A 24,516-nucleotide genomic window follows, 5' to 3' on the forward strand; every position below is an offset into this window, starting at 1 on the left:
CCGCCGCGGGCGTCGCCGTGTCCACGGAGGTCCCCCGGTGACGCGCGGAACCGGCGAGGACGGACGCGGGGACGGACGCGGGGACGGGGGCGCGGCCCGGGAACCGGCGGACGGGCGGGAGCGGTTCCCCCTCCTGGAGGAGAGCGCCGAGGACCTGTACGAACACGCTCCCTGCGGTTATCTGTCCACCCTTCCCGACGGCCGGATCGTGCGGATCAACACCACCCTGCTGGAGTGGCTCGGCCACGCGCGGGACGACCTCGTGGGCCGCGCGCGCTTCTCCGACCTGCTCACCGTCGGCGGCCGGCTCTACCACGAGACCCACTACGCCCCCCTGCTCAGGATGCAGGGCCGGCTCAACGGCATCGCCCTGGAGCTGAAGACCGCCGACGGCTCCCGTCTGCCGGTCATCGCCACCTCGGCGGTGAGGACCGGTGACGACGGAGAGCCGTCGCTGATCCGCACCGTCGTCCTCGACGCCCGGGACCGCCGCGCCTACGAGGCGGAACTGCTGCGCGCCCGCAGGAGGGCCGACCGGGAACGCGACCGCCTCCAGGACCTGGCCACCACCCTGCAGAAGACCCTGCTGCCCCCGGCGCTGGCGAACGTGGCGGGCCTGGACGTCGCCGCGTACTACCACATCGCCTCCACCGACGAGGTGGGCGGCGACTTCTACGACCTGTTCCCCCTGTCCGCCGGCACCTGGGGGCTGTTCCTGGGCGACGTGTGCGGCAAGGGGGCCGAGGCGGCGGCCCTCACCTCCCTGACCCGCTACACCCTGCGCGCCGCCGCCGTCTACGACCCCGATCCGGCCGCCGTCCTCGACAACCTCAACACGGTCCTGAACCACGAGTACAACGGCGACGACCCCCGGTTCTGCACCGTCCTCTTCGGCCTGCTCACCCCGGACCGGGAGCGGGGCGGCTTCCGCATCACCCTGGCCGCCGGCGGGCATCCCCCGGCCCTGCTGATGCGCGCCGACGGCACCGCCGACTACCTCCCCACCCCCGGCGGGCAGCTCATCGGCGTCCTCCCCGACGTCCACATCGCCACCACCACGGTCCATCTGCTTCCCGGCGACACCCTGTTGCTGTACACCGACGGCCTCACCGAGGCCCGTACCGCCGGCGGCGGCGAGGACCGGTACGGCGACGACGCCCTCCTCGACTTCGGCCGCGCGCTGGCCCCCACCACGGCGCCGGGCGCCGTCGACGCGGTCCGCGACCTGCTCGGCACCTTCGGCACCGGCGTGGACGACGACACCGCCGTCCTGGCCGTCCACGTGCCCCCGCGCACCGATGGTCCCCCGTTCCCCGGGTAGGCGTGGTGCGTCCGGTGGGCACGGTGCCCCCGTGGACGGTGGGGAAAGGGGCGGTTGTGACCGGAGCGTTGATCGCGGGAGCGTGGGGTCTGTTCGCGGGGGCGGCCCTGCTGGTGGGGGCGGCCGTCGGCTCGCTGGTACGGGTCCCTCCCCGGCTGATCGCCCTCGTCATGGCCTTCGGCAGCGGCGTGCTGATGTCGGCGGTGTCGTTCGAGCTGTTCGCCGAGGCGTACGAGCGTTCCGGCATGGCGCCGGTGGTCGGCGGGGCGGTCGGCGGAGCGGTCGTCTACTCGGGGGCCAACGCCCTGCTGGCCCGCCGGGGCGCCCGGCACCGCAAGCGCTCCGGGGAACAGCAGCCGTCCGAGGCCGAGCAGCCCGGCTCGGGGAACGCCATCGCGCTGGGGGCGCTCCTGGACGGGATACCGGAGTCCGTCGTCATCGGCACCGGCCTGCTGGGGGGCGGGCATCTGGGCGTGGCGACGGTCGGGGCGGTGTTCGTCAGCAACCTCCCCGAGGGGCTGGCCAGTTCCGCCGGGATGCGCGCCGCCGGGCGCGGCCGCCGGTACGTGTTCACCCTGTGGGGAGGCATCGCCCTGGCCGGGGGCCTGGCCGCGCTGGCCGGGTACACGCTGCTGGGCGGCGCGCCGGAGACGGTGCTGGCGGCGATCACGGCCGTGGCCGGCGGGGCGATCCTGGCGATGATCGCGGACACGATGATCCCCGAGGCGTACAGCAGGGTGCACCTGATGACCGGGCTCGTCACCGTGGTCGGGTTCCTGTCGGCGTTCGCCCTCTCGCACGTCTGAGGAGGGTGGGGTTCCCGCCGGGCGCCCGCGACCGCGTCGCGGGCGCCCGGCGGGTCCGGTCACGCCCCGGCCCGCACCCCGCCCGGGGCCGGGAGGAAGCCCGTCTCCCGGAAGTACGCCAGGTAGCGCACGAGGACCTCCTCGGTCAGGGCCGGGAGCCGTACGCCGAGCTCCGCCGCCGCCCCCGCGGTGCGGCGGGAGTCGAAGCGGCGCCCGTCCACCACCTCCCCGGCGTCCTGTCCTTCGCCGAGGAAGAGCTGGGCGGCGTTGTCGGGGCACGCCGCGACGAGGGACCTCCACTCCTCGGCGGGCACCTTGCGGAGTTCGTAACCGACCGACTCGGCGACGGCGAACACCCGCTCCAGGTCCGGCGGGTAGGGGTGGGTGAGGTGGAAGGTCTCCGTGCCGGTGCGTCCGGCCGACGCGAGCGCCACGACCGCCGCGCCGACGTAGTCCACGGGGACCCAGCCGGTCGTTCCGTGCGGCAGGTCGGGCACCGCCCCCGCCTGGAGGCATCCCTTGATGAGCTGCCACAGGAGGTCGCGGTCCTGGCAGGCGCCGGTGGCGGTGTCGCCGCTGATGCGGCCCGGCCGGTAGACGGTGACCGGGAGGCCGCGCTCGCGCGCCAGGCCGATCAGGCCCTCGGCCACCCACTTGCTCCGCGCGTAGCCGTCGGGCAGGTCCCCGGCCGGACCCGTCGGCGTGGACTCCGTGACCGTCACCGGGCCCCGGGCCGGGGCGTGGACACCGGTCGTGGACACGTAGTGCATGCCGGGCGAGTCCGATTCGGCCAGCATGCGCAGCAGTTCCCCGGTCCCGGCGACGTTCGCGGCGCGCAGGTCGCCGTAGCCCGCCGCGAAGTTGACCCGCGCCCCGTTGTGGAACACCGGTCCGAGCCGCCGCACCAGCGCGGCCCGGACCTCCGGCGCGAGGCCGAGGCCCGGAGCGGCGAGGTCGCCGGGCACGGGGTGGATCAGGTCCCGGTAGCGGTCGCGCCACAGGCCGTACCGCCGCAGGTTCTCCCGCAGCCGGTCCGCCCCGTCCCGCTCGTCCCGGGCCCGCACCAGGCAGTCGACCGGTCCGCCGGTCGTCTCGATCAGGTCGCGCAGCAGGAACGCGCCGAGGAAGCCGGAGGCGCCCGTCAGGAACGGCCTGGGCGAAGGCCGGGCGCCGCCCCGCCGTCCTCCTCCGTCCGGCCGGGCCGCCGCACGCGCCTCCGGGGTCCGTCCGGCGCCCGTGACGTCGTCCGCGAGCCGGACCTCGGCGGCCCAGTCCACCTTCTCGTCCCCGGCCGGCGCGCCGCCGTCCGGCTCCGCCCCTCCCAGCAGGCGGTCGACGCCCTCGACGGTCGGGGCGGCGAACAGGGCGCGCAGCGACAGGCGCCGGCCGCACCGCTCCTCGATCCGCCGGGCCAGCGCCACGGCGAGCAGGGAGTGCCCGCCGTGGGCGAAGAAGTCGTCCGTGACGCCGATCTCCGGCACCCCGAGCGTCTCCGCGAACACCTCGCACAGCGCGCGTTCCCGGTCCGTCCGGGGCCCGCGCCCGCCGGCGCGCGGGCCTTCGGGCGCCGGGAGGGCGCGCCGGTCGGTCTTGCCGTTGGGCGTGAGCGGCAGGGCGTCGAGCCGTACGTGGGCGGAGGGCACCATGTGGTCCGGCAGGACGGCCGCGAGACGGGCCCGCACCTCCGTCCCGTCCGGTCCCGTCGCTCCCTCGGCGGGCACGGTGTAGGCGACGAGGCGGCGGTCGCCCGGCCGGTCCTCCCGTACGGCGGCGCAGGCGGCGGCGACCCCGGGCAGCGCGGCGAGCGCCGCCTCGACCTCGCCGAGTTCGATCCGGAAGCCGCGCAGCTTGACCTGGTCGTCCACGCGCCCGGCGTATTCGAGCTGTCCCCGGGCGTTCCACCGCGCGAGGTCGCCGGTCCGGTACATGCGGCCCCCGTCCCGGTCGAACGGGTCGGCCACGAACCGGGTCGCGGTGAGCCCGGGACGGTCGTGGTACCCGCGGGCCAGGCCCTCGCCGGACACGTACAACTCCCCCACCACGCCGGGCGGTACGGGGGCCAGACGGTCGTCCAGGACCCGTACCCGGGTGCCGTCGACGGGGACGCCGATCGGGACCGTGCGGTCCGGGGCGAGCGGCCCGTCGGCGTGCTGGAAGCCGCTCATGGTGGCGCAGACGGTGGTCTCCGTGGGGCCGTAGGCGTTGACGAGGTGCCGTCCCCGCGCCCAGGCGCGCACGAGGGCGGGCGGGCACGCCTCGCCGGCCAGGACGATCGTGGTGCCGGCGGGGAGCGAGTCCGGCGGCATCACCGCGAGGGCGGCCGGCGGGAGGGTGAGGTGGGTGACGCCGTGCTCGCGGACCCGGGCGGCCAGGGCGGGGCCGGGGAGCAGGGCCTCACGGGCGTCGATCTCCAGGCAGGCCCCGGAGAGCAGGGCCATGCACAGCTCCCAGAAGGCGGCGTCGAAGCTCACCGACGCCAGGTGCAGGACGCGGCTGCCGGGGGTGAGGCGCAGCCGTTCCCGCTGGGTCGCGGCCATCGCGCCGACGCCCCGGTGGGTGACGACCACGCCCTTGGGGCGGCCGGTCGACCCGGAGGTGTGGATGACGTACGCCGGGTGCGCGGGGAGCGGGACCGGCAGGGGCGCGGTCGGGTCCGGGAGCGGTGTGTCGTCCTCCGCGTACAGGTGCGGGACCGTCGTCGGCGGGAGTTCCCGGTGCAGGTCGGGGGTGGTGAGCAGCAGCCGGGGGGACGCGTCGTCGAGCATGTGCGCGAGCCGGGCGGCCGGGTAGGCGGTGTCGAGGGGCAGGTAGGCCGCGCCGGCCTTGAGCACGCCGAGCAGCGCGACGACGAGGTCGGCACTCCGGGGCAGGGCCACGGCCACCCGGTCCTCGGGTCCGACGCCCCGTGCGGCGAGCCGCCGGGCGAGGGCTTCGGCGCGCGCGTCGAGTTCGCGGTAGGTCAGGGTGGTGTGCGCGTCGCGGACCGCCGGGGCGTCCGGGGCCCGGCGCACCCAGGGGGCGAAGAGTTCGGGGACCGTCGCCCCCGGCAGGTCGCGGACCGGTCCGGTCCCCCACCGGGCGAGGCGCGCGTGGTCGGCGCCGCCGAGCACGTCGTAGGCGTGCAGAGGCAGTTCCGGGTCGTCGGTGACGGCGGTGAGGAGGCGGACGAGCCGGTCGGCGAGGCCGCGCACCGTGTCCGCGTCGAAGAGTTCGGTGGCGTAGTCGACGGAGGCCCTCATGCCGCCGGGCGCGTCGTCGTCGCCGGGCGTCTCCACGAAGGTGAACGCCAGGTCGAACTTGCTGGCCCCCAGGTCCACCGGGACCGCGCGGGCGGTGAGGCCGGGGAGGCCGGCGGGGGCGGCGGGGGCGTGGTTCTGGAGCACCAGCATCGTCTGGAACAGCGGGTGGTGGTGCGAGCGCGCCGGGTTGAGCAGTTCCACGAGGCGTTCGAAGGGGACGTCCTGGTGCGCGTAGGCGGCCAGGTCGAACTCCTTGACGCGTCCGAGGAGTTCGCGGAAGGTCGGGTCGCCGCTCAGGTCCGTGCGCAGGACCAGCGTGTTCACGAAGAAGCCGATGAGGTCGGCGGTCGCCTCGTCGGTGCGGCCGGCGACGGCCGTGCCGAGCGGGACGTCCTCGCCGGCGCCGTGCCGGGAGAGGAGGAGCGCCAGGGCGGCCTGGAGCACCATGAAGGCGCTGCATCCGTGCGCGCGGGCGAGTTCGGCGATCCGGCGGGCCGTGGCGGGATCGACGGTGAAGTGGTGGGTGGCGCCCTCGTGCCGGGGCACGGGGGGACGCGGGCGGTCGCAGGGCAGGTCGACGCGTTCGGGCAGTCCGGCCAGGGCCTCCCGCCAGAAGGCGAGTTGCCCCGAGAGCAGGCTGTCGGGGTCCTCCGCGTCGCCGAGGATCTCCCGCTGCCACAGCGTGTAGTCGCCGTAGTCGACGGGCGGCGGGGCCCACGCCGGGGCCGCTCCCGCGAGGCGGGCGCGGTAGGCGGTGCCGAGGTCGCGGACGAGGGGGGCCAGGGACGAGCCGTCCGCGGCGATGTGGTGGATCACGAGGACCAGGACGTGGGAGTCGTCCGCGATGCGCAGCAGGGTGGCGCGCAGGGGGAGTTCGCGTTCGATGTCGATCGGTTCGGCCACGGCCGCGCCGATCCGGTCCGCGGCCTTGCCCTCGTCGACGGCTTCGTGGGCGAACGGCAGCCGTACGTCCTCCGGGGCGACCACGTGCTGGACCGGGGGGCGTCCGGACGCCGGGCCGTCCCCGTGCTCCGGGCCGTCCCCGTGCTCCGAACCGTCCCCGTACGCGGGGAAGACCGTGCGCAGGGACGAGTGCCGGGCGACGACGTCGTGGAGGGCCCGGCGCAGGGCGTCCGCGTCGAGCCCGCCGTCCAGGCGCACGACGAAGGGGACGTTGTACGTGGCCGAGGGGCCTTCGAGGCGGTGGAGGAACCACAGCCGGCGCTGGGCGTACGACAGGGGGAGGGCGGCGGGCCGCCGCCGCGGGACCAGGGCGGGGCGGGGCGGGCGTCCGGCGTCCTCGAGGGCCGCGGCGAGCGAGGCGACGGTGGGGTGCTCGAAGAGCGTGCGGATCTCGGTCTCGGTGTCCAGGGCCGTGCGCATCCGGCCCACGAGCAGGGTGGCGAGGAGCGAATGGCCGCCCAGGGCGAAGAAGTTGTCGTCGGCGGAGACCCGCGGCACGCCGAGCACGTCCGCGAACAGCCCCGCGAGGATCTCCTCGCGCGCACCGCGCGGCGCACGGCCCGCCGGGCCCGCCGGGAGGGCCGGGACCGGCAGCGCCGCCCGGTCCAGCTTGCCGTTGGGCGTCATCGGCAGTTCGTCCAGGAGGAGCACGGCCGAGGGCACCATGTAGGCGGGCAGGGACCGGCCCACGTGGGCGGTGAGGACGGCCGGGTCGGCCGTGCGGTCCGGGGCCGGGACGACGTAGGCCGTGAGGGCGCGGTCGCCCGGCAGGTCCTCGCGGACGACGACGCACGCGGCGCGCACCGAGGGATGGGCGCGCAGCGCGGCCTCGATCTCGCCGGGCTCGATGCGGTGGCCGCGCAGTTTGACCTGCTGGTCGGCGCGGCCCGTGTAGACGACGTCCCCGTCCGGGGTGCGGCGCACGAGGTCGCCGGTGCGGTACATGCGGCCGCCCGCCGGGTCCGAGGGGTCGGCGACGAACCGGGTGGCCGTCAGGCCCGGACGTCCGAGGTAGCCGCGCGCGACGCCCGGACCCGCCAGGTACAGCTCGCCCTCGGCGCCGTCCGGCACGGGACGCAGCGAGGCGTCCAGGACGAGGGCGCGCACCCCGTCGAGCGGGCGGCCGACGGGCGGCGTGCCGCCCGGGGCGTCGTGGGCGCCGACCCGGTGCAGCAGGGCGAAGGTGGTCGCCTCGGTGGGTCCGTACGCGTTGAGGACCACCGTGCCGGGGTGGGCGGCGGCGAGCCGCTGGAGCACTCCGGGCGCGGCGGCCTCCCCTCCGGCGGCGGCCAGCCGGAGCAGGCCCAGGGCGTCCGGGTCGGTCTCGGCGAACACGTTGAAGAGGGCCGTGGTGAGGAAGGCGGCGGTCACCCCGTCCCGGGTGACGGCCTCCCGCAGCCGGGCGGGCTGGAGGACGCCCTCCGGCGCCGTCACGATCCGGCCGCCGCGCAGCAGGGGCACCCAGATCTCGAAGGTGGCCGCGTCGAAGACGTAGGCCGAGTGCATCAGGACCACGTCGGTCGTGCCGTCCCAGGTCCGGTCGGCCGCGAGCGCCGCGACGTCGGCGTGGGTGACGCCGACGGCCTTCGGCAGGCCGGTGGAGCCCGACGTGAACATGGTGTACGCGAGGCGGGCGCCGCCGGTGACGGCGGGCAGCGGGCCGGGGGCGGCCGGGGCTCCGTCCCGTACGCGGCCGAGGGCGTCCACGGTCACCACCCGCGTCCCGGGACCGAGGGAGCGCACCCACGGGTGTTCCCGGGTGCCGGTGTCGACGACCAGGAGGCGCGGGGCGGCGGCCCCGGTGACCCGGGAGAGCCGGTCCCCGGGCCAGCGCGGGTCCAGGGGCACGTAGGAGGCCCCGGCCCGCAGGACCCCGAGGGCGGCGGTGACCTGGGCGGGCGAGCGGCCCAGGAGGAGGCCGACGCCCTCCTCCGGGGCCGCGCCGAGCCCGGTCAGGGCGCCCGCCAGGACGTCGGCGAGGGCGCACAGCTCTCCGTACGTCAGGCGCGCGTCCGCTCCGGTGACCGCCACCGCGTCCGGGCGGGCGGCGGCGTGCCGGGCGACGGCGTCCGGGAGGCTCGTGGCGGACGCGGCGGACGGGAGCGCGGCGCCCGCCCCCCGGGCGAGCAGCTCCTCCCGTTCTCCGTCGAGGAGGACGGACACGGCGTCGACCCGCCGGTCGAGGCCCTCGGCGAGGATCGTCAGGAGGTTCCTCATCCGGGCGACCGTGCGGGCCACCTCGTCCCGGTCCAGGACGGCGGCACGGAAGCCGAAGGTGACGCGCAGCGCGTCGCCGGGGGCGACGGTGAGGGTGAGCGGGTAGTGCGCGGCGTCCGTGCCCGAGAACCCGGTGACGGTCAGGCCGGGAAGGCCCTGCCGGGCGGTGCGCAGGGTCTCCTCGTCCAGCGGGTAGTTCTCGAACACGGCCAGCGTGTCGAAGAGGGTGTCGAGGCCGGTGACCCCGCGTATCTCGGTCAGTCCCACGTGCTGGCTGCCGAGGAGGCGGCCCTGCTCGTCCTGGAGGCGGGTCAGGAGGCCGGCGAGGGTCTCGCCCGGACGGGGGGCGAGCCGCACCGGCACGGTGTTGATGAACAGGCCGATCATCGACTCGACGCCGGGCAGTTCCGGCGGGCGGCCGGACACGGTCGTCCCGAACAGGACGTCGGAACGGCCGGTGAGCCGGGAGAGCAGCAGTCCCCAGGCGCCCTGGACCAGGGTGTTGAGGGTGAGCCGGTGGGCGCGGGCGGTCGCCCTCAGCCGCTCGCTGGTCGCCGTGTCGAGTTCGAGGACCAGGGTCTCGGGCAGGTCGCCGGAGCCCGCCGCCTCCGTCCCGCCGCGTCCGGCGAGCAGCGTCGGCGCCTCGACGCCCGCCAGCGCGGCGCGCCAGGCGTCGAGGGCGGCGTGCCGGTCCTGTCCGGCCAGCCAGGCCAGGTAGGTGCGGTACGGGGTGACGCGCGGCAGGGTGGCGTCGTCGCCCCGGTGGGCGTACAGCTCGAACAGTTCGCGCACGAGCAGCGGCATCGACCAGCCGTCGAGGAGGATGTGGTGGCTCGTCATCACCAGGCGGTGGTGGGAGGGGCCGGTGCGCAGCAGGGCGAACCGCATCAGCGGCGGGGTGGTGAGGTCGAAGCGGCGGGTGCGGTCCGCGGCGAGGAAGGCCCGGACGCGCTCCCCCGTCGTGCCGTCCCCCCGCGTGAGGTCGTGCTGCTCCAGGGGGACCGGCACGTCGGCGGCCACGGCCTGCACCGGCTCGTCCAGGTCCTCGTGGAGGAAGCCCACGCGGAGGTTGGCGTGCCGCCTCAGCAGCGTGCCGACGGCGGCGCGCAGCGCGGTCGCGTCGACGTGCCCCTCCAGTTCGAAGACGAACTGCGCGGTGTAGACGTCCACGGCGTCGGAGTCGTACAGCGCGTGGAAGAGCATGCCTGCCTGCAACGGCGTCAGCGGCAGTACGTCTTCCAACTGGAAACCGGTCACTTGCGTCCACCCCACTTGTTCTGCAGTCGGTCGAGCTGGGACTGGTCGAGGGAGACCAGGGGAAGGTCGGACGGCGTCCAGCCGCCCGTGTCGGGCCGTCCGGCGTGTTCGGCGATCGCCCGCAGGGCCCGGTCGAAGGCGTCGGCGAGCGCCGTCACGTCCGTCTCGGCGAGCAGGCCGGCGGGCCAGGTCCAGCGCGTCACCAGGCGCGGTCCTCCGGGCCCGTCCTCGGTGTGGGCGTTGATGTCCAGGACGTGGTGGACCGGCATGTCCGGGTCCTGGGCGGCCGGGCCGCCGCCGTCGAGCAGCACCTCCCAGTCGCCGCCCCCGCCGTCCGGGCCGTCCGCCGGGTCCGCGACCGCGTACCGGCCCAGGTAGTTGAAGCCGATCCGGGGTTCGGCCGCGCCCTCCAGGCGGGCCCGCGTGTCGGAGGCGAGCCGGCGCAGCACGCCGTAGCCGATGCCGTGGTCGGGGACGGCGCGCAGTTGTTCCTTGACGCGCTTGACGGCCCGGTCCACGAGTCCCGCGTCGAAGCGGTCGGGGTCGCGCGGGTCGAGGGGGCCGGGGTCGAGCAGGACCGGGTAGAGGCTGGTGAACCAGCCGACCGTGCGGGACAGGTCGAGGTCCTCGGTGATCTGCTCGCGGCCGTGGCTCTCCAGGTCGATCAGTACGCCGGTGCCGTCCGGGTCCGGCGCGGCACCGGCCCGTCCGGCGCGCCCGGCCCACCAGGAGCGGACGGCGAGGGCGAGCGCCGCGAGGAGGACGTCGTCCACGCCCGCGTGGAAGGCGGCGGGGGCGGTGGTGAGCAGGGCCTCCGTGCGGGAGCCCGCCGGGCGGGTGGTCAGGGTCCGGGTCCGGCCCGCCGTGTCCCGGGCGGGGTCGAGGGGCCGGTGGCCCAGGGGCGGGCCGGCCGCCCGCAGCGTCCGCTCCCACAGCGGGAGTTCCGCCGTCCGCGTGCCCTCCCGGGCCTGCGCGGCGAGGAGGCGCGCCCAGGCCCGGTAGGAGGTGGTGACGGGGGGCAGGACCGGGGTCCGGGGCGCGGGGGCGCCGGAGGCGGGGTTCCCGGCGGCGGGCGCGGCGCCGTCGTGGGCGGGGTTCCCGCCGGCCGGGCCGGTGTCGCCGGACACGGCGTGCCAGGCGGTGGCCAGGTCCTCGGCGAGGACGCGCCAGGACACCGCGTCGACCGCCAGGTGGTGCACGACGAGCAGCAGCCGTCCGCGCGCCCGCGGTCCGGCGTCGCACCACACCGCCTCGAACACCTCGCCGTGCGCGGGCCGCAGCCGGCGCCTGGCCTCCTCCCCCGCCGCGGCGAGCGCGGCGCGCATTCCGTCCTCGCTCAGCCCCCCGCCGTCGATCCGGGTGAGGCGGGGGCGGACCGGCACGGTCCCCCGCGGCAGGGTCTCCAGGGCCGCCTCGCCCCCGGCGGTGCGGGTGACCCGTACCCGCAGCATGTCGTGGTGGTCGACCAGGAGCTGGAGCGCGGCGGTCAGGCGTTCCCCGTCGGCGCCGGCGGGGGTCCGTACCACCGCGGACTGGTTGTAGCCGTCCGTGGGGCCGGGCCGGTCGAGGAACCAGGCCGCGATGGGCGTGAGCGGCATCGTGCCCACGCCGTCGTCGGCCGGGGCGCCCGTCCGCCCGTCCTGTTCGGTGGCGACCGCCGCGATGCCCGCGGGCGTGCGGTGCAGGAAGACGTCGCGGGGGGTGAGGGAGAGCCGGGCCTCGCGGGCGCGGCTGACCAGCTGGATGGAGAGGATGCTGTCGCCGCCCAGGGCGAAGAAGTCGTCGTCGGCGCGGACCCCGGGCACCCGGAGCACGGAGGCGAACACGTCGCACAGGACGCGTTCGCGCGGGGTGCGCGGCTCGCCCCCGTCCTTCCGTCCGGCCCCGGCGGCGGGGCGCTCGGGGGCGGGCAGCGCCCGCCGGTCGGTCTTGCCGTTGGGCAGCAGCGGCAGCGCGTCCAGGGGGACGAAGTCGGCGGGGATCATGTACGGCGGGAGGAGGGGGGCCAGCCGTTCCCGCAGGGCGCGGGCGTCCGGGAGGGCGCCGCCGGGTTCGGGGACGGCGTAGGCGACGAGGCGCTGCTCGCCGGGCCGGTCCTCGCGGACGAGGACGAGGGCGGTGCCGACACCGTCGAGCGCGGTGAGGGCGGCCTCGATCTCGCCGGGCTCGATGCGCAGGCCGTGCAGCTTGACCTGGTCGTCGGCGCGGCCCACGTGGGTGAGGGTGCCGTCCGCGTCGCGGCGGACGAAGTCGCCCGTGCGGTACATCCGCGCCCCGCCGGGGCCGAACGGGTCGGCGACGAACCGGGCGGCGGTCAGGCCGGGGCGCCCCAGGTAGCCGCGGGCCAGGCCCTCGCCCGCGAGGTACAGCTCGCCCGTGACGCCCGGGGGGACCGGGCGCAGGCCCGCGTCGAGGACGTACGCGCGGGTGTTGTCGACGGGCCGGCCCAGGGGCACCGTGCCCTCCGTGCGGGACGCGGTCCCGTCGGCGGGGCGGTGGTGGTGGGCGGTGGCGTCGATGGTCGCCTCGGTGGGGCCGTACAGGTTGTGGACCCCGGCGGACCAGGCCCGTGCGGCGCGCCGGGCCAGGGACGCGGTCAGCGGCTCGCCGCCGCACAGGACGGCCCGCAGGGTGGCGGGCGGTTCCTCGCGTCCGGTCTCGTCGAGGACGAGGGCCAGGAGCGAGGGCACGAACTGCGCGACGGTCACCCCCGTCCCGCGCATCCGGGCCAGCAGTCCGGCCGGATCGTGGTTGAGCGCCGGCGGCACCGGGCAGGTGGAGCCGCCGTGCAGCAGGGGGAGCCAGGTCTCCCACACCGAGGCGTCGAAGCTCGGCGAGGTGCGGGCGAGGATCCGGTCGTCGCCGGTGAGGGACAGGTGGTCCGCCATCCAGGCCATGTGGTTGGTGAGCGCGGCGTGGGTGACGACGACGCCCTTGGGGCGGCCGGTCGATCCGGAGGTGTGGATGACGTAGGCGGCGTCCAGCGGGTCCGGACCGGTCGCCGGACCCGCTTCCGGTACGGCCGCCGGGCCGTCGGCGCGGGCGGTCCCCGGCGCGTCCTCCGGTCCGTCGAGCACGAGGACCGGCACCGGCAGTTCCGGCAGCGCCGTCCGGTTCGCCGCCGAGGTCACCAGGAGGACGGGCCGGGCGTCGTCGACCATGTGGCCGATCCGCGCGGCGGGGTACTCCGGGTCGACCGGCAGCCACGCGGCGCCCGCCTTGGCGACGGCCAGCATCGCCACCACCTGGTGCGCGGTGCCGGGCAGCGCCAGCGCCACCAGGTCGCCGCGTCCGACCCCGCGTCCCCGCAGGAGCCGTGCCGTGTCGTCGGAGAGGGCGTCGAGTTCGGCGAACGTCAGGTCCCGGCCGGCGCCCCGTACGGCGACCGCCTCCGGGGTGCGGTCGCGCTGGGCGCGGAACGCCGCGGGCACGGTCCGCTCCCGCACCTCCCGGGCCGGGCCGTGGCCGGTCCGCACCAGCGCGGTCCGCTCCTCCGGCGTCAGGACGTCCACCGCCCGGACGCGCCGGCGGGGGTCGGCGGCGAGCGTGCCGAGGAGCAGGGTCAGCCGGTCGGCCAGGGCGTGCGCGGTGGGGTGCGCGAAGAGGTCGGTGGCGAATTCGAGGGTGCCGTCGAGCCCCGCCGGCCCGCCGTCCCCGTCGTGGCGCTCGGTGAAGGTGAACGTCAGGTCGAACTTGCTGATGCCGGTGCGCACCGGCTGCTCCGTCACCGTCAGGCCCGGCAGTTCCATGTCCGCCGCGGCGTGGTTCTGGAGGACGAGCATGGTCTGGAACAGCGGGTGGCGGTTCTGGGCCCGTTCCGGGTCCAGCGCGTCCACGAGCCGTTCGAACGGCACGTCCTGGTGGGCGTAGGCCGCGAGGTCGAACTCCCGCACCCGGTCGAGGACCTGTTCGAACGTGGGGTTCCCGGTCAGGTCGGTGCGCAGGACCAGCGTGTTGACGAAGAAGCCGACGAGGTCGTCGAGGGCTTCGTCGGTGCGGCCCGCGACGGGGGTGCCCAGCGGGATGTCCTCCCCGGCGCCGTGCGCGTGGAGCAGGACGGAGAGGGCGGCCTGGAGCACCATGAAGAGGCTGCACCCCCGGGACCGGGCGAGGTCGGTGAGGGCCCGGTGCGTCGCGGCGTCCACCGGGAAGGCGAACGCGTCGCCGCGGTGGGTGGCGACGGCCGGACGCGGCCGGTCGAGCGGCAGGTCGAGGAGGTCGGGCAGGCCGGCGAGCGCGGTGCGCCAGAACGCGAGCTGCCGGGCGGCCGTGCCGGAGGGGTCCTCCTCGTCGCCGAGGAGTTCCCGCTGCCAGAGGGTGTAGTCGGCGTACTGGACGGGCAGTTCGGCCCAGGAGGGTTCCCCGCCCGCCGTACGGGCGCGGTAGGCCGTGCCGAGGTCGCGGGCGAGCGGTGCGAGGGACCAGCCGTCCCCGGCGATGTGGTGGACGAGGAGCACCAGGACGTGGGACTCGGCTCCGAGGCGGAGCATCCGGGCCCGTACCGGCCGTTCGGCGCTCACGTCGAAGGCGTGGGCGGTCTCGGCGCTCAGCACCGCGTCCAGCAGCTCCGGCGCGACGTCGCGGGGGGTGAGGTCGATGTCGGCGCCCGCCGCGTCGAGCACCAGCTGGCCCGGCACGCCCCCGGTGTCGGGGAAGACGGTGCGCAGGGTCTCGTGGCGCTCGACCACGTCCGTGAGGGCGCCGGTGAGGGCGTCCGCGTCCAGCGGGCCGTCCAGGCGCAGCACCAGGGGCACGTTGTACGTGGCGCCGGGGCCCTCGAACCGGTGGAGGAACCACAGGCGCTGTTGCGCGTACGACAGCGGCATGGGGTCGGGGCGGCGCGCGGCCCGTTCCAGGCGGGTCCGGGCCGTCCCCGCGCCGGGCAGGACGGCCGCGAGCGCGGCGGGCGTCGGGTGGTCGAAGACGGTCCTGACCTCGACCTCCACGTCGAGCACGGTGCGCAGCCGGGCGGCGAGGCGGGTGGCGAGCAGGGAGTGGCCGCCCAGGGCGAAGAAGTCGTCGTCGGCGCCCACGGTCCGCAGGCCGAGGAGGTCGGCGAAGAGCCCGCAGACGACCTCCTCGCGGACGGTGCGCGGGGCCCGGCCCCGGACGGGCGCCCCGTGGACGGGGGCCGGCAGGGCGGCGCGGTCCACCTTCCCGTTGGGGTTCAGCGGGAGCGCGTCGAGGGGGACGATCGCGGCGGGCACCATGTAGCCGGGCAGGACGCGGCCGACCTCGCGGGCGAGTCCGGCGGGGTCGGGGTCCGCGCCGGCCGCCGGCACGACGTAGGCGACGAGCCTGCGGTCGCCCGGCGCGTCCTCGCGGACCAGCGCGAACGCGTCGGCCACCCCGGGGAGGCCGGCGAGGACGGCCTCGACCTCGCCGAGTTCGACGCGGTGGCCGCGCAGTTTGACCTGGCCGTCGGCGCGGGTGACGTAGGCGATGTGCCCGTCCGGGGTCCAGCGCACGAGGTCGCCGGTGCGGTACATGCGGCCGCCGTCGGCCGCGAAGGGGTCGGCGACGAACCGCGTGGCGGTCGGGCCGGGGCGTCCGGTGTAGCCGCGCGCCACTCCGCGTCCCGCGAGGTACAGCTCGCCCACGACCCCCGGCGGGACCGGGCGGAGCGCGTCGTCCAGGACGTGGAGCCGCATGCCGTCCAGGGGGCGGCCGATGGGCGGCGGCCCGGACGGGAGGTCGGCCGTGACGTCGTACCGGGTGGCGAAGGTGGTGGTCTCGGTGGGGCCGTAGACGTGCAGGACCCGGGTGTCCGGCGCGGTGGCGGCGACCCGCTGCATCGCGTCGGGGGAGGCGAGTTCGCCGCCCGCGCACACCACCCGCAGGCCCGCGAAGGCTCCCGGGTCGGTCTCGGCGACGACGTTGAACAGGGCGGTCGTCAGGAACACGGCCGTCACCCCGTGCTCGTGGACGGCGTGGTCGAGGGTGCGGGCCTCCAGGAGGCCCTCCGGCGCCACGACGACCCGGCCGCCGTTCAGGAGGGGGACCCAGATCTCGAACGTGGACGCGTCGAAGACGTACGCGGAGTGCATCAGGACGGCGTCGGCGGCGCCGTCCGCCCACGCCGAGTCCCGCGCGAGCCCGGCGACGTCCGCGTGGGCGACGGCGACGCCCTTGGGCAGTCCGGTGGAGCCGGAGGTGAACATGGTGTAGGCGAGGGCGTCGGGACCGGGCACGACCGCCGGGGTGCCCGGCCGGTCCGGCGCGCCCCGCAGGACCCGGCCGGTCCGGTCCACGACGACGACCGGCAGGCGGCCCGCGCGCGCGGTCACCCAGGGGGAGGCGGCGGTGTCCTCGTCCACGACCAGGACGCGCGGCCGTGCGACGGAGGCGACCTGGTCGAGCCGTTCGGCGGGCCAGCGCGCGTCCAGCGGTACGTAGGCGGCGGCCGCGCGGACCGTGCCGAGGGAGACCGCGACCACGGCGGGCGAGCGGCCCAGGAACACGCCGACGGAGTCCTCGGGGCCGGTGCCGAGGCCGGCGAGGACGCCGGCGAGTTCGGCGGAGATCCGGTCGAGTTCCGCGTAGGAGAGGGTGTTCGCGCCGTCGGTGACGGCCACCGCGCCGGGGGTGCGGCGTGCCTGACGGGCGAACAGCGCGGGCAGGGTGCCGTCCGCCGCGCCGGCGGGGAGGTCCCGGCCGGTGCCCCAGCGGGCGAGGCGGACGTGCTCGTCCGGGGTGAGGGGATCGTGCCCGGACAGGCGCAGGTCCGGTGCGGCGGCCACCTGTCCGAGCAGCCGGACGAGCCGGGCCGCGAACGCTTCGACGGTGGCGCGGTCGAACAGGGCGGTGGCGTACTCGATGCCCGCCGCCAGGCCGCCCTCCTCGTCCTCGCCGAACGCGAAGGTGAGGTCGAACTTGCTCAGTCCGTTGTGGACGAGGCGGTGTTCGACGGTGAGGCCGGGCAGGTCGGGGCGGACGGCCCGCTGGTTCTGCAGGACCAGCATGGTCTGGAAGAGCGGGTGGTGGTCGCGCGCCCGGACGGGGTTGACGCTCTCCACGAGCCGTTCGAACGGCACGTCCTGGTGGGCGTAGGCCGCGAGGTCGAACTCCCTGACGCGCTCCAGGAGTTCGCGGAAGGTCGGGTCGCCGGACAGATCGGTGCGCAGCACCAGCGTGTTGACGAAGAAGCCGACCAGGTCCTCCAGGGCCTCGTCCGTGCGGCCGGCGACCGGCGAGCCGAGGGGGATGTCGTCACCCGCGCCGTGCTGCCGCAGCAGGGTGGCCACGGCGGCCTGGAGCACCATGAACAGGGTGCTGCCCGAGGCGCGGGCCAGGCCGAGGAGCGCGGCGTGCAGGCCGGGCGGCACGTCGAAGGGCACCACGGCGCCGCGGGGGTCCGCGGTGGCGGGGCGGGGACGGTCGAGGGGCAGTTCGACCAGTCCGGGCAGGCCCGCGAGCGCGCCGTGCCAGTGGTCGAGCTGCCGCCGCAGCACGTCGCCGTCCTCGCGGAGGAGGTCGTGCTGCCAGAGGGTGTAGTCGGCGTACTGGAGCGGGGTGCCGCCCGCCGCGGGCGCGGGGGCCTCGCCGGCCAGCCGGGCCCGGTAGGCGTCGCCCAGGTCCCGGGTCAGCGGGCCCAGGGACCAGCCGTCGCCGGCGATGTGGTGGAGGACCAGGACCAGGACGTGGTGTCCGGGGGCGGCGCGCAGCAGCCGGGCCCGCAGCGGCGGGTCGGTGAGCACGTCGAACGGTTCGCGCACGGCGGCGAGGACGGCCGCCTCCAGGTCCGCCGGGGCCGTGCTCTCGACGGGCGGCCGGGGCGCGGCGGCGTCGGCGGGGAGGACGGTCTGGTGGGGCACGCCGTCCCGTTCGGGGAAGACGGTGCGCAGCGACTCGTGCCGCTCCACGACGTCGCGCAGGGCGTCGCGCAGGGCGTCCGCGTCCAGTTCGCCGCGCAGCTCCAGGACGAGGGGGACGTTGTAGGTGGAGCTGGGGCCCTCCATCCGGTTGAGGAACCAGAGCCGGCTCTGCGCGAAGGACAGCGGCAGCGGGTCGGGCCGCCGGGCGGGGACCACCGCGGGCCGCCGCGGTCCCGCCGGGTCCAGCACGCGCGCGAGGGCGGCGGGCGTCGGGTGCTCGAAGAGGGTGCGCACGGCGAGGTCGGTGCCGAGCACGGCACGGACGCGGCTGACGACGCGCATGGCGAGGAGCGAGTGCCCGCCGAGGTCGAAGAAGCTGTCGTGCGGCCCGACCTCCGGGCGTTCCAGGACGTCGGCGAGGATGCCCGCGACCAGTTCCTCCCGGGGGGTGCGCGGTCCCTCGTCGGTGCCGGTCCGCGCGGCGGCCCCGTCGGGAACGGGCAGGGCGGCCCGGTCGATCTTGCCGTTGGGCAGCAGCGGCAGCGCGTCGAGGACGACGACCGCCTCGGGCACCATGTGGTGCGGCAGCGTCCCGGCGAGCGCGTCCCGCAGGGCGGTGGGGCCCGGCGCCGGGGCGGCGGTGACGGCGTACGCGACGAGCCGGGGGTGTCCGGGGACGTCCTCGCGGACCACGGCGCAGGAGGACGTGACGCCGGGCAGGGCCCGCAGCGCGGCGGCCACCTCGCCGGGTTCGATGCGGAAGCCGCGCAGTTTGACCTGGTCGTCGGCGCGGGCCACGAAGTCGAGCAGCCCGTCGCGGTTCCACCGCACCAGGTCGCCGGTCCGGTACATGCGCGTCCCGGGGGCGTCGAACGGGTCGGCCACGAACCGGGCGGCGGTGAGCCCCGGGCGGTCCAGGTAGCCGCGGGCGAGGTTGGGGCCCGACAGGTACAGCTCTCCGGTGACGCCCGGCGGTACGGGGCGGAGCCGGTCGTCGAGGACGTAGGCGCGCATCGTGTCGACGGGCCGCCCGATGGGCACGGTCCCGCCGGGCCCGGCCGGGGCGGACTCCGGTGCGGTCACCCGGTGGGCGGTGGCGTCGATGGTCGTCTCGGTCGGTCCGTACAGGTTGTGCGGCTCGGCGTGCCACCGGGCGGCGACGGCGTCGGCGAGGGCGCGCGGGAGGGGTTCGCCGCCGCAGAGGACGGCCCGCGGGCGGGGCGGCGGCTCGTCGTCCGGGGCGTCGGCGAGGACGCGCGCGAGGTGCGAGGGGACGAACTGGGCCACGGTGACGTCGAACCGCCGCATCCAGGAGACGAGTTCGCGCGGGTCCCGGTTGGCCTCGGCGGGTGCCACGCAGACCTCCGCGCCGTGGGTGAGCGGCAGCCACAGCTCCCACACGGAGGCGTCGAAGCTGGTGGAGGTGCGGGCGAGGACCCGGTCGTCGCGGGTCAGGTCCAGGTGGCGCGCCATCCAGTCCATGTGGTTGGCGAGGGCCCCGTGGGGGACGACCACGCCCTTGGGGCGGCCGGTCGATCCGGAGGTGTAGATGACGTAGGCGGCGTCCCCCGGGAGGGGCGGGGCCGGGAGGGGCGCGGCCGGGTCGGCGGGACGCGGGGCCGAACCACCGGGGGAGCCGAGGGAGAGGCGGGGGACGCCGTCCGCCGCCGTGACGTCCGGGGCGTCCGCGCCGGTGAGCAGCAGGACGGGCCGCGCGTCGTCCAGCGTCTGCCGGATGCGGGCGGGGGGGTAGCCGGGATCGACGGGCACGTAGGCGGCTCCGGCCCGCAGGACGGCCAGCATGGCCACCACGGTGTCCACGGACGCCGGGACCGCGAGCGCCACCAGGGTGTCGCGGCCGGCGCCGTGTTCGCGCAGCACGCGGGCGAGGGAGTCGGCGCGGGCGTGGAGTTCGGCGTACGTGAGGCGGGTGCGGGCGTCGCGCACGGCGGGGGCGTCCGGGGTGCGGGCGGCCCACTCCCCCACCGCCTCGGGCGCGGTGCGGGCCGGCAGCGGGGAGCGCTCGCCGCGCCCCCGCTCCAGGATCTCCGCGCGCTCGCCGGGCGCGAGCGGGTCGAGGTCCGCCACGGTCCGCCCGGGGTCGGTCACGGCGTGGGTGAGGACGCGGGCGAAGCGGTCGGCGAGCGCGCGGGCCGTGTCGCGGTCGAAGAGGTCCGTGGCGTACTCGAGGTGGCCGCCGAGCCGGACGGCGCCGGCGCCGCCCTCCGGGAGGTCCGGGTCCTCCGGGGTCTCGATCAGGGAGAACGTCAGGTCGAACTTGCTGATCCCGGTGTGCCGGGACCGGTCCCGCACGGTGACGCCGGGCAGGTCGAGCTCCGCCCGCCCCTGGTTCTGGAGGACCAGCATGGTCTGGAAGAGCGGGTGGTGGCCGCCGGACCGGTCCGGGTTGAGCTCCTCGACCAGCCGCTCGAACGGCAGGTCGGCGTGGTCGAAGGCCGCGAGGTCGAACTCCGCGACCCGGCGCAGCAGGTCCCGGAAGGTCGGGTCGCCCGTCAGGTCCGTGCGCAGGACGACGGTGTTGACGAAGAAGCCCACCAGGTCGTCCAGGGCCTCGTCGGTCCGGCCGGCCACCGCGGTGCCCAGCGGGATGTCGGTGCCCGCGCCGTGGGCGTGGAGGGTCACCGCGAGTGCCGCCTGGAGGACCATGAAGGGCGTGCAGCCGGTCTCGCGGGCGAGCCGGCCGAGCCGCGCGTACACGGCGGCGGGCAGTTCGAACGGCACCGCGTCGCCCCGGTGTCCGGGCACCGCCGGGCGGGTCCGGTCCAGGGGCAGTCGCAGCAGGTCGGGGGCGCCGCGCAGGGCGTCGCGCCAGAAGGCGAGCTGCCGCGCCGCCAGGCTCTCCGGGTCGTCGTCGTCACCGAGCAGTTCCCGCTGCCACAGGGTGTAGTCGGCGTACTGGACGCGCAGTGCGGGCCAGTCGGGCGTGCCGCCCGTGGTCCGGGCGCGGTAGGCGGCGCCGAGGTCCCGGCAGAACGGGGCCAGTGACCAGCCGTCCGCGCCGACGTGGTGGAGCACGACCGCCAGGACGTGCCGGTCCGGTCCGGTGGCGAACAGCCCGGCGCGGACGGGGAGGTCGGTGGAGAGGTCGAAGGGCGCCGAGGCCAGCCGCCGTACCGCGCGGTCGGCCCAGTCCTCCGCCCGCGCGTCCCCGGGGGGCGTCTCGACGGCGAGGGGGACCAGGGACGCGGCGGCGCGCGCGTCGGACACGACCTGGCGGGCCGTGCCGTCGTGCGTGGCGAGCACGGTCCGCAGGCTCTCGTGCCGGGCGACCACGTCGCCCAGGGCGCCGCTCAGCGCCTCCGTGTCCAGCGGTCCTTCGAGGTCGAGGACGAGCGGCACGTTGTAGGTGTCCCCGGAGCCCTCGGCGCGGTTGAGGAACCACAGCCGCCGCTGCGCGAAGGACAGCGGGAGCGGGTCGGGCCGGTGGCGGGGGGCGAGGGCGGGACGGGCCGTCCCGGCCCTGCCGAGGGCGGTGGCGAGGGAGGCGACCGTGGGGTGCTCGAAGAGTTCCCGCAGCTCGATCTCCGCGCCCGTCGCGGCCCGCACCCGTGCGACGAGCCGGGTGGCGAGCAGCGAATGGCCGCCCAGGGAGAAGAAGTCGTCGTCCACGCCCACGGACGGCACCCCGAGGACGTCGGCGAACAGACCCGCCAGCACTTCCTCGTGCGGGGTGCGCGGGGCGGTCGCCCCGGCGGCGGGTGCCTGGGGCGCGGGCAGGGCGCGCCGGTCGACCTTGCCGTTGGCGTTCAGCGGCAGGGCGTCGAGGAGGACGAACGCGGAGGGCACCATGTACCCCGGCAGGACGCGGCCGAGGCCGTGGGCGAGGGCGGGGCCGTCCGGGCGCGTCCCGGGGGCCGGTACGACGTAGGCGACGAGCCGGCGGTCGCCCGGCGCGTCCTCGCGCACCAGGACGCGGGCGTCCCGGACGGCGGGGTCGGCGAGCAGGGCGTTCTCGATCTCGGCCGGCTCGATCCGGAAGCCGCGGAGCTTGATCTGTCCGTCGGCCCGCGCGACGTACTCGACGTCCCCGTGCGCCGTCCAGCGGGCCAGGTCGCCGGTGCGGTACATCCGGGCGCCGCCGGTGCCGTACGGGTCGGCGACGAAGCGGGCGGCGGTCGGCCCGGGGCGGCCCAGGTATCCGCGGGCGACGCCGGCGCCGCCCACGTACAGCTCGCCCACGACGCCGGGCGGCACGGGGCGGAGGGAGTCGTCGAGCACGTACAGGCGCGTCCCGTCGAGGGGCCGGCCGATGGGCGGGACGCCGGGGACGCCGGCGCGGACGGTGTGGCGGGAGGCGAACGTGGTGGTCTCGGTGGGGCCGTACACGTGCAGGACCCTGGTGCGGGGCGCGGCGGCGGCCGTCCGCCGCATCAGGCCGGGGGCGGCGGCCTCGCCGCCGGCGGCGACCAGGCGCAGCCCCGCGAACGCGGCCGGGTCCGTCTCGGCGATGACGTTGTACAGCGCGGTGGTCAGGAACGCCGAGGTCACGCCGGACCGGGCCGTCACCTCCCTGAGCGTCCGCGCGTCCAGGAGGCCCGGAGGGGCGACGACGACCCGTCCGCCGTTGAGCAGCGGTGCCCAGATCTCGAACGTGGACGCGTCGAAGACGTACGCCGAGTGCATCAGGACCGCGTCGGAGGCGCCCCCGTGCCAGGCGGAGTCGGCGGCCAGGGCGAGGACGTCGGCGTGGCTCACGCCGACGCCCTTGGGGAGCCCGGTGGAGCCCGAGGTGAACATGACGTACGCGAGCCGGTCGCCGCGCGTCGCGCGCGGCAGCGGGCCCGGCCGTCCGGGTCCGCCCCGGAGGACGGCGCCCCGTCCGTCGACCACGACCACCGGGAGCCTCGTGGCCGCCCCCTTCACCCAGTCCTGGCCCGCGGCCTGTTCGTCCACGACGAGGGCCCGCACCCGGGCGGTCCCGGTGACGCGGTCCAGCCGTTCGGCCGGCCAGGCGGTGTCCATCGGGACGTACGCGGCCCCCGCGCCCACCGCGCCGAGCGTGGCGGTCACGACGGCCGCCGAGCGGCTCACGAGGACGCCGACGCCGTCCTCGGCGCCGATCCCCCATCCGGTCAGGGCGCGGGCCAGGTCCGTGGCGGTCCGCGCCAGTTCGCGGTACGAGAGCGTGACGGCGCCGTCCACCACGGCGGGGGCGTCGGGGGCGCTGCGCACGCGCGCCGCGAACGCCTCCGGGAGGCTCGTGGCGGTGGTCCCGGCCGGCAGGGCGGCGCCCCGTCCCCGGTCGAGCAGCGCGCCGGTGGTCTCCTCGTCGAGCAGCGGGAGGTCGCGCACCGGGGTGCCGGACTCCGCGCCGGCGAGCGCGGTGAGGAAGCCGACGACGGCCTGCTGGTGCAGCCGGACGTCGTCGGGGTGGTACAGGGCCGGGTTGGTGTCGAAGCCGATCAACGGACCGGTCCCCTCGGCCCGTTCGGAGACGAACAGGGACACGTCGTCCACGGGGCCTATGGAGAGCAGCCGGGAGGAGGCGGGGCTGCCGGCGAAGTCCAGGTCGTAGTCGTAGCCCATGACGTTCACGACGAGGTCGGTCAGGCGGGACGCCCCGCCGGCCAGGTTCAGCTCGCGGGCCAGCTGCTCGCGCGAGAAGCGGCGGTGCCGCAGGGCGCCGCGCATCTCGGCCGCGACGCTCCGGACGAGGTCTCCGACCGTCGTGCCGGGGGCGAGGGCCAGCCGCAGGGGCAGGACGGTGGAGGTCATCCCGACGACGTGCCGCAGCGCGCCGTGGCGCCCGTGGGAGGCCAGGCCCACGCATATCTCCCGGCGCCCGGTGACCCGGCCCGCGTAGGCGGCGACCGCGGCGACGAGGACCGCGCTCCACGTGGTGCGGTTGTCGGCGGCGAGCCGGCGCAGGCCGTCGAACACGGGGACGGGCAGGGTCTCGCCGGTGTGGAGGGCGACGCCGCCGGAGTCCGCGGGCTCGTCCCGGCCGGGCCGGTCGGTCCGTCTTCTGAGCAGGGGCGCCCCGCCGGCGCCGTCGTCCCCGCGGCCGTCCGCGTCCGCCGGTCCGGTCCCGTGCGCGGCCCGGTCGGAGAACCTGCCGGTCCAGTAGGCGCGGTCCGCCTCGAACCGGCCGGAGGCGCGGTAGTCGGCCTCGTCGGCGACGAGGGCGCGCAGGGGGCCGGTGGGCGGTTCCGCCGTCGCGAGGTCCTCGCCGCGCGCCGCGCGGGTGTAGAGGTCGGCCACGGTCCGGGCGAAGAGGGCGCCGCCCAGGCCGTCCACGGCGATGTGGTGGTAGCGGACGTACCAGTGGTGGAGCCGCGGGCCGAGCCTCAGCAGGGCGAAGTGGTGGTGCGGGGCTTCGAGCCGGTCGACGGTGGCCATGTCGTCGGCCATGTACCGCTCCGCCGCCGCGACGGGGTCCTGGGCACCGGTGAGGTCGACACGGCGCAGGCGGTCGTTTTCGGCCACGGGGCGGACGACGCGCTGGCGGACGGAGCCGTCCTCGGTGACGAACGCGACGTTCAGGCTGTCGCAGAGGTGGACCGCTCGGTTGAGGGCGGCGGCGAATAACCCCTCGTCGAGCTCCCCGCGGATCTCCAGGCATTCCCCGATGTTGTATTTGGGACTGTCCGGGTCGACCAGCTGGCCATACCACACGCCCTGCTGCGCCATAGTCAGTTCGAGGAATTCGGGAGTGGACTCGTCCGACGGGGAGAAGCGGTCTTCAGGCATGCCGATCGACACCTTCGAGGAGTTTTTCAGTGGGGTACGGCGGAACCCGCGGCGGGTATTCCGGCACGACGGGGCCGGGGACGTCATTTCCCGTCCGGCGGGCGCGCGCGGGAAACACCGGCCGGTTTCCCGCCGGATGCCGCGGGAATCTCGCGCGCGGCCTTCGCCTCGTACGGACCGCGCGGTCC

4 protein-coding genes are annotated in these 24,516 nt (G+C 76.7%); 2 read left to right on the forward strand and 2 right to left on the reverse strand.

What is annotated here, in order from left to right; all coding sequences use genetic code 11:
• The first annotated feature begins 37 nt into the window (after window positions 1–37).
• Together ACZ6AQ_RS09415 and ACZ6AQ_RS09420 are read left to right on the forward strand one after the other, a co-directional pair.
• Window positions 38–1,321, forward strand: coding sequence for a PP2C family protein-serine/threonine phosphatase (locus ACZ6AQ_RS09415; protein WP_468758719.1), 1,284 nt, complete (start codon window positions 38–40; stop codon window positions 1,319–1,321).
• A gap of 56 nt (window positions 1,322–1,377) precedes the next feature.
• Complete coding sequence (locus ACZ6AQ_RS09420; protein ID WP_468758721.1) at window positions 1,378–2,127, forward strand: ZIP family metal transporter; 750 nt, start codon at window positions 1,378–1,380, stop codon at window positions 2,125–2,127.
• A gap of 59 nt (window positions 2,128–2,186) precedes the next feature.
• Here ACZ6AQ_RS09420 and ACZ6AQ_RS09425 read toward each other — a convergent pair whose 3' ends face one another.
• On the reverse strand, window positions 2,187–9,803 hold the full coding sequence (locus ACZ6AQ_RS09425; RefSeq protein WP_468758723.1) for an amino acid adenylation domain-containing protein: 7,617 nt from the start codon (window positions 9,801–9,803) through the stop codon (window positions 2,187–2,189).
• Window positions 9,800–24,328, reverse strand: a complete 14,529-nt coding sequence (locus ACZ6AQ_RS09430; protein WP_468758724.1) for an amino acid adenylation domain-containing protein — start codon at window positions 24,326–24,328, stop codon at window positions 9,800–9,802. The genes ACZ6AQ_RS09425 and ACZ6AQ_RS09430 overlap by 4 nt, the downstream gene beginning before the upstream one ends.
• Window positions 24,329–24,516 lie beyond the last annotated feature (188 nt).

Source organism: Streptomyces sp. NPDC041191, assembly GCF_055591945.1.

What these genes read in the sequence shown, in the direction of transcription:
- ACZ6AQ_RS09430 (WP_468758724.1), bottom strand. Translation starts at nt 24,328, where the DNA reads ATGCCTGAAGACCGCTTCTCCCCGTCGGACGAGTCCACTCCCGAATTC.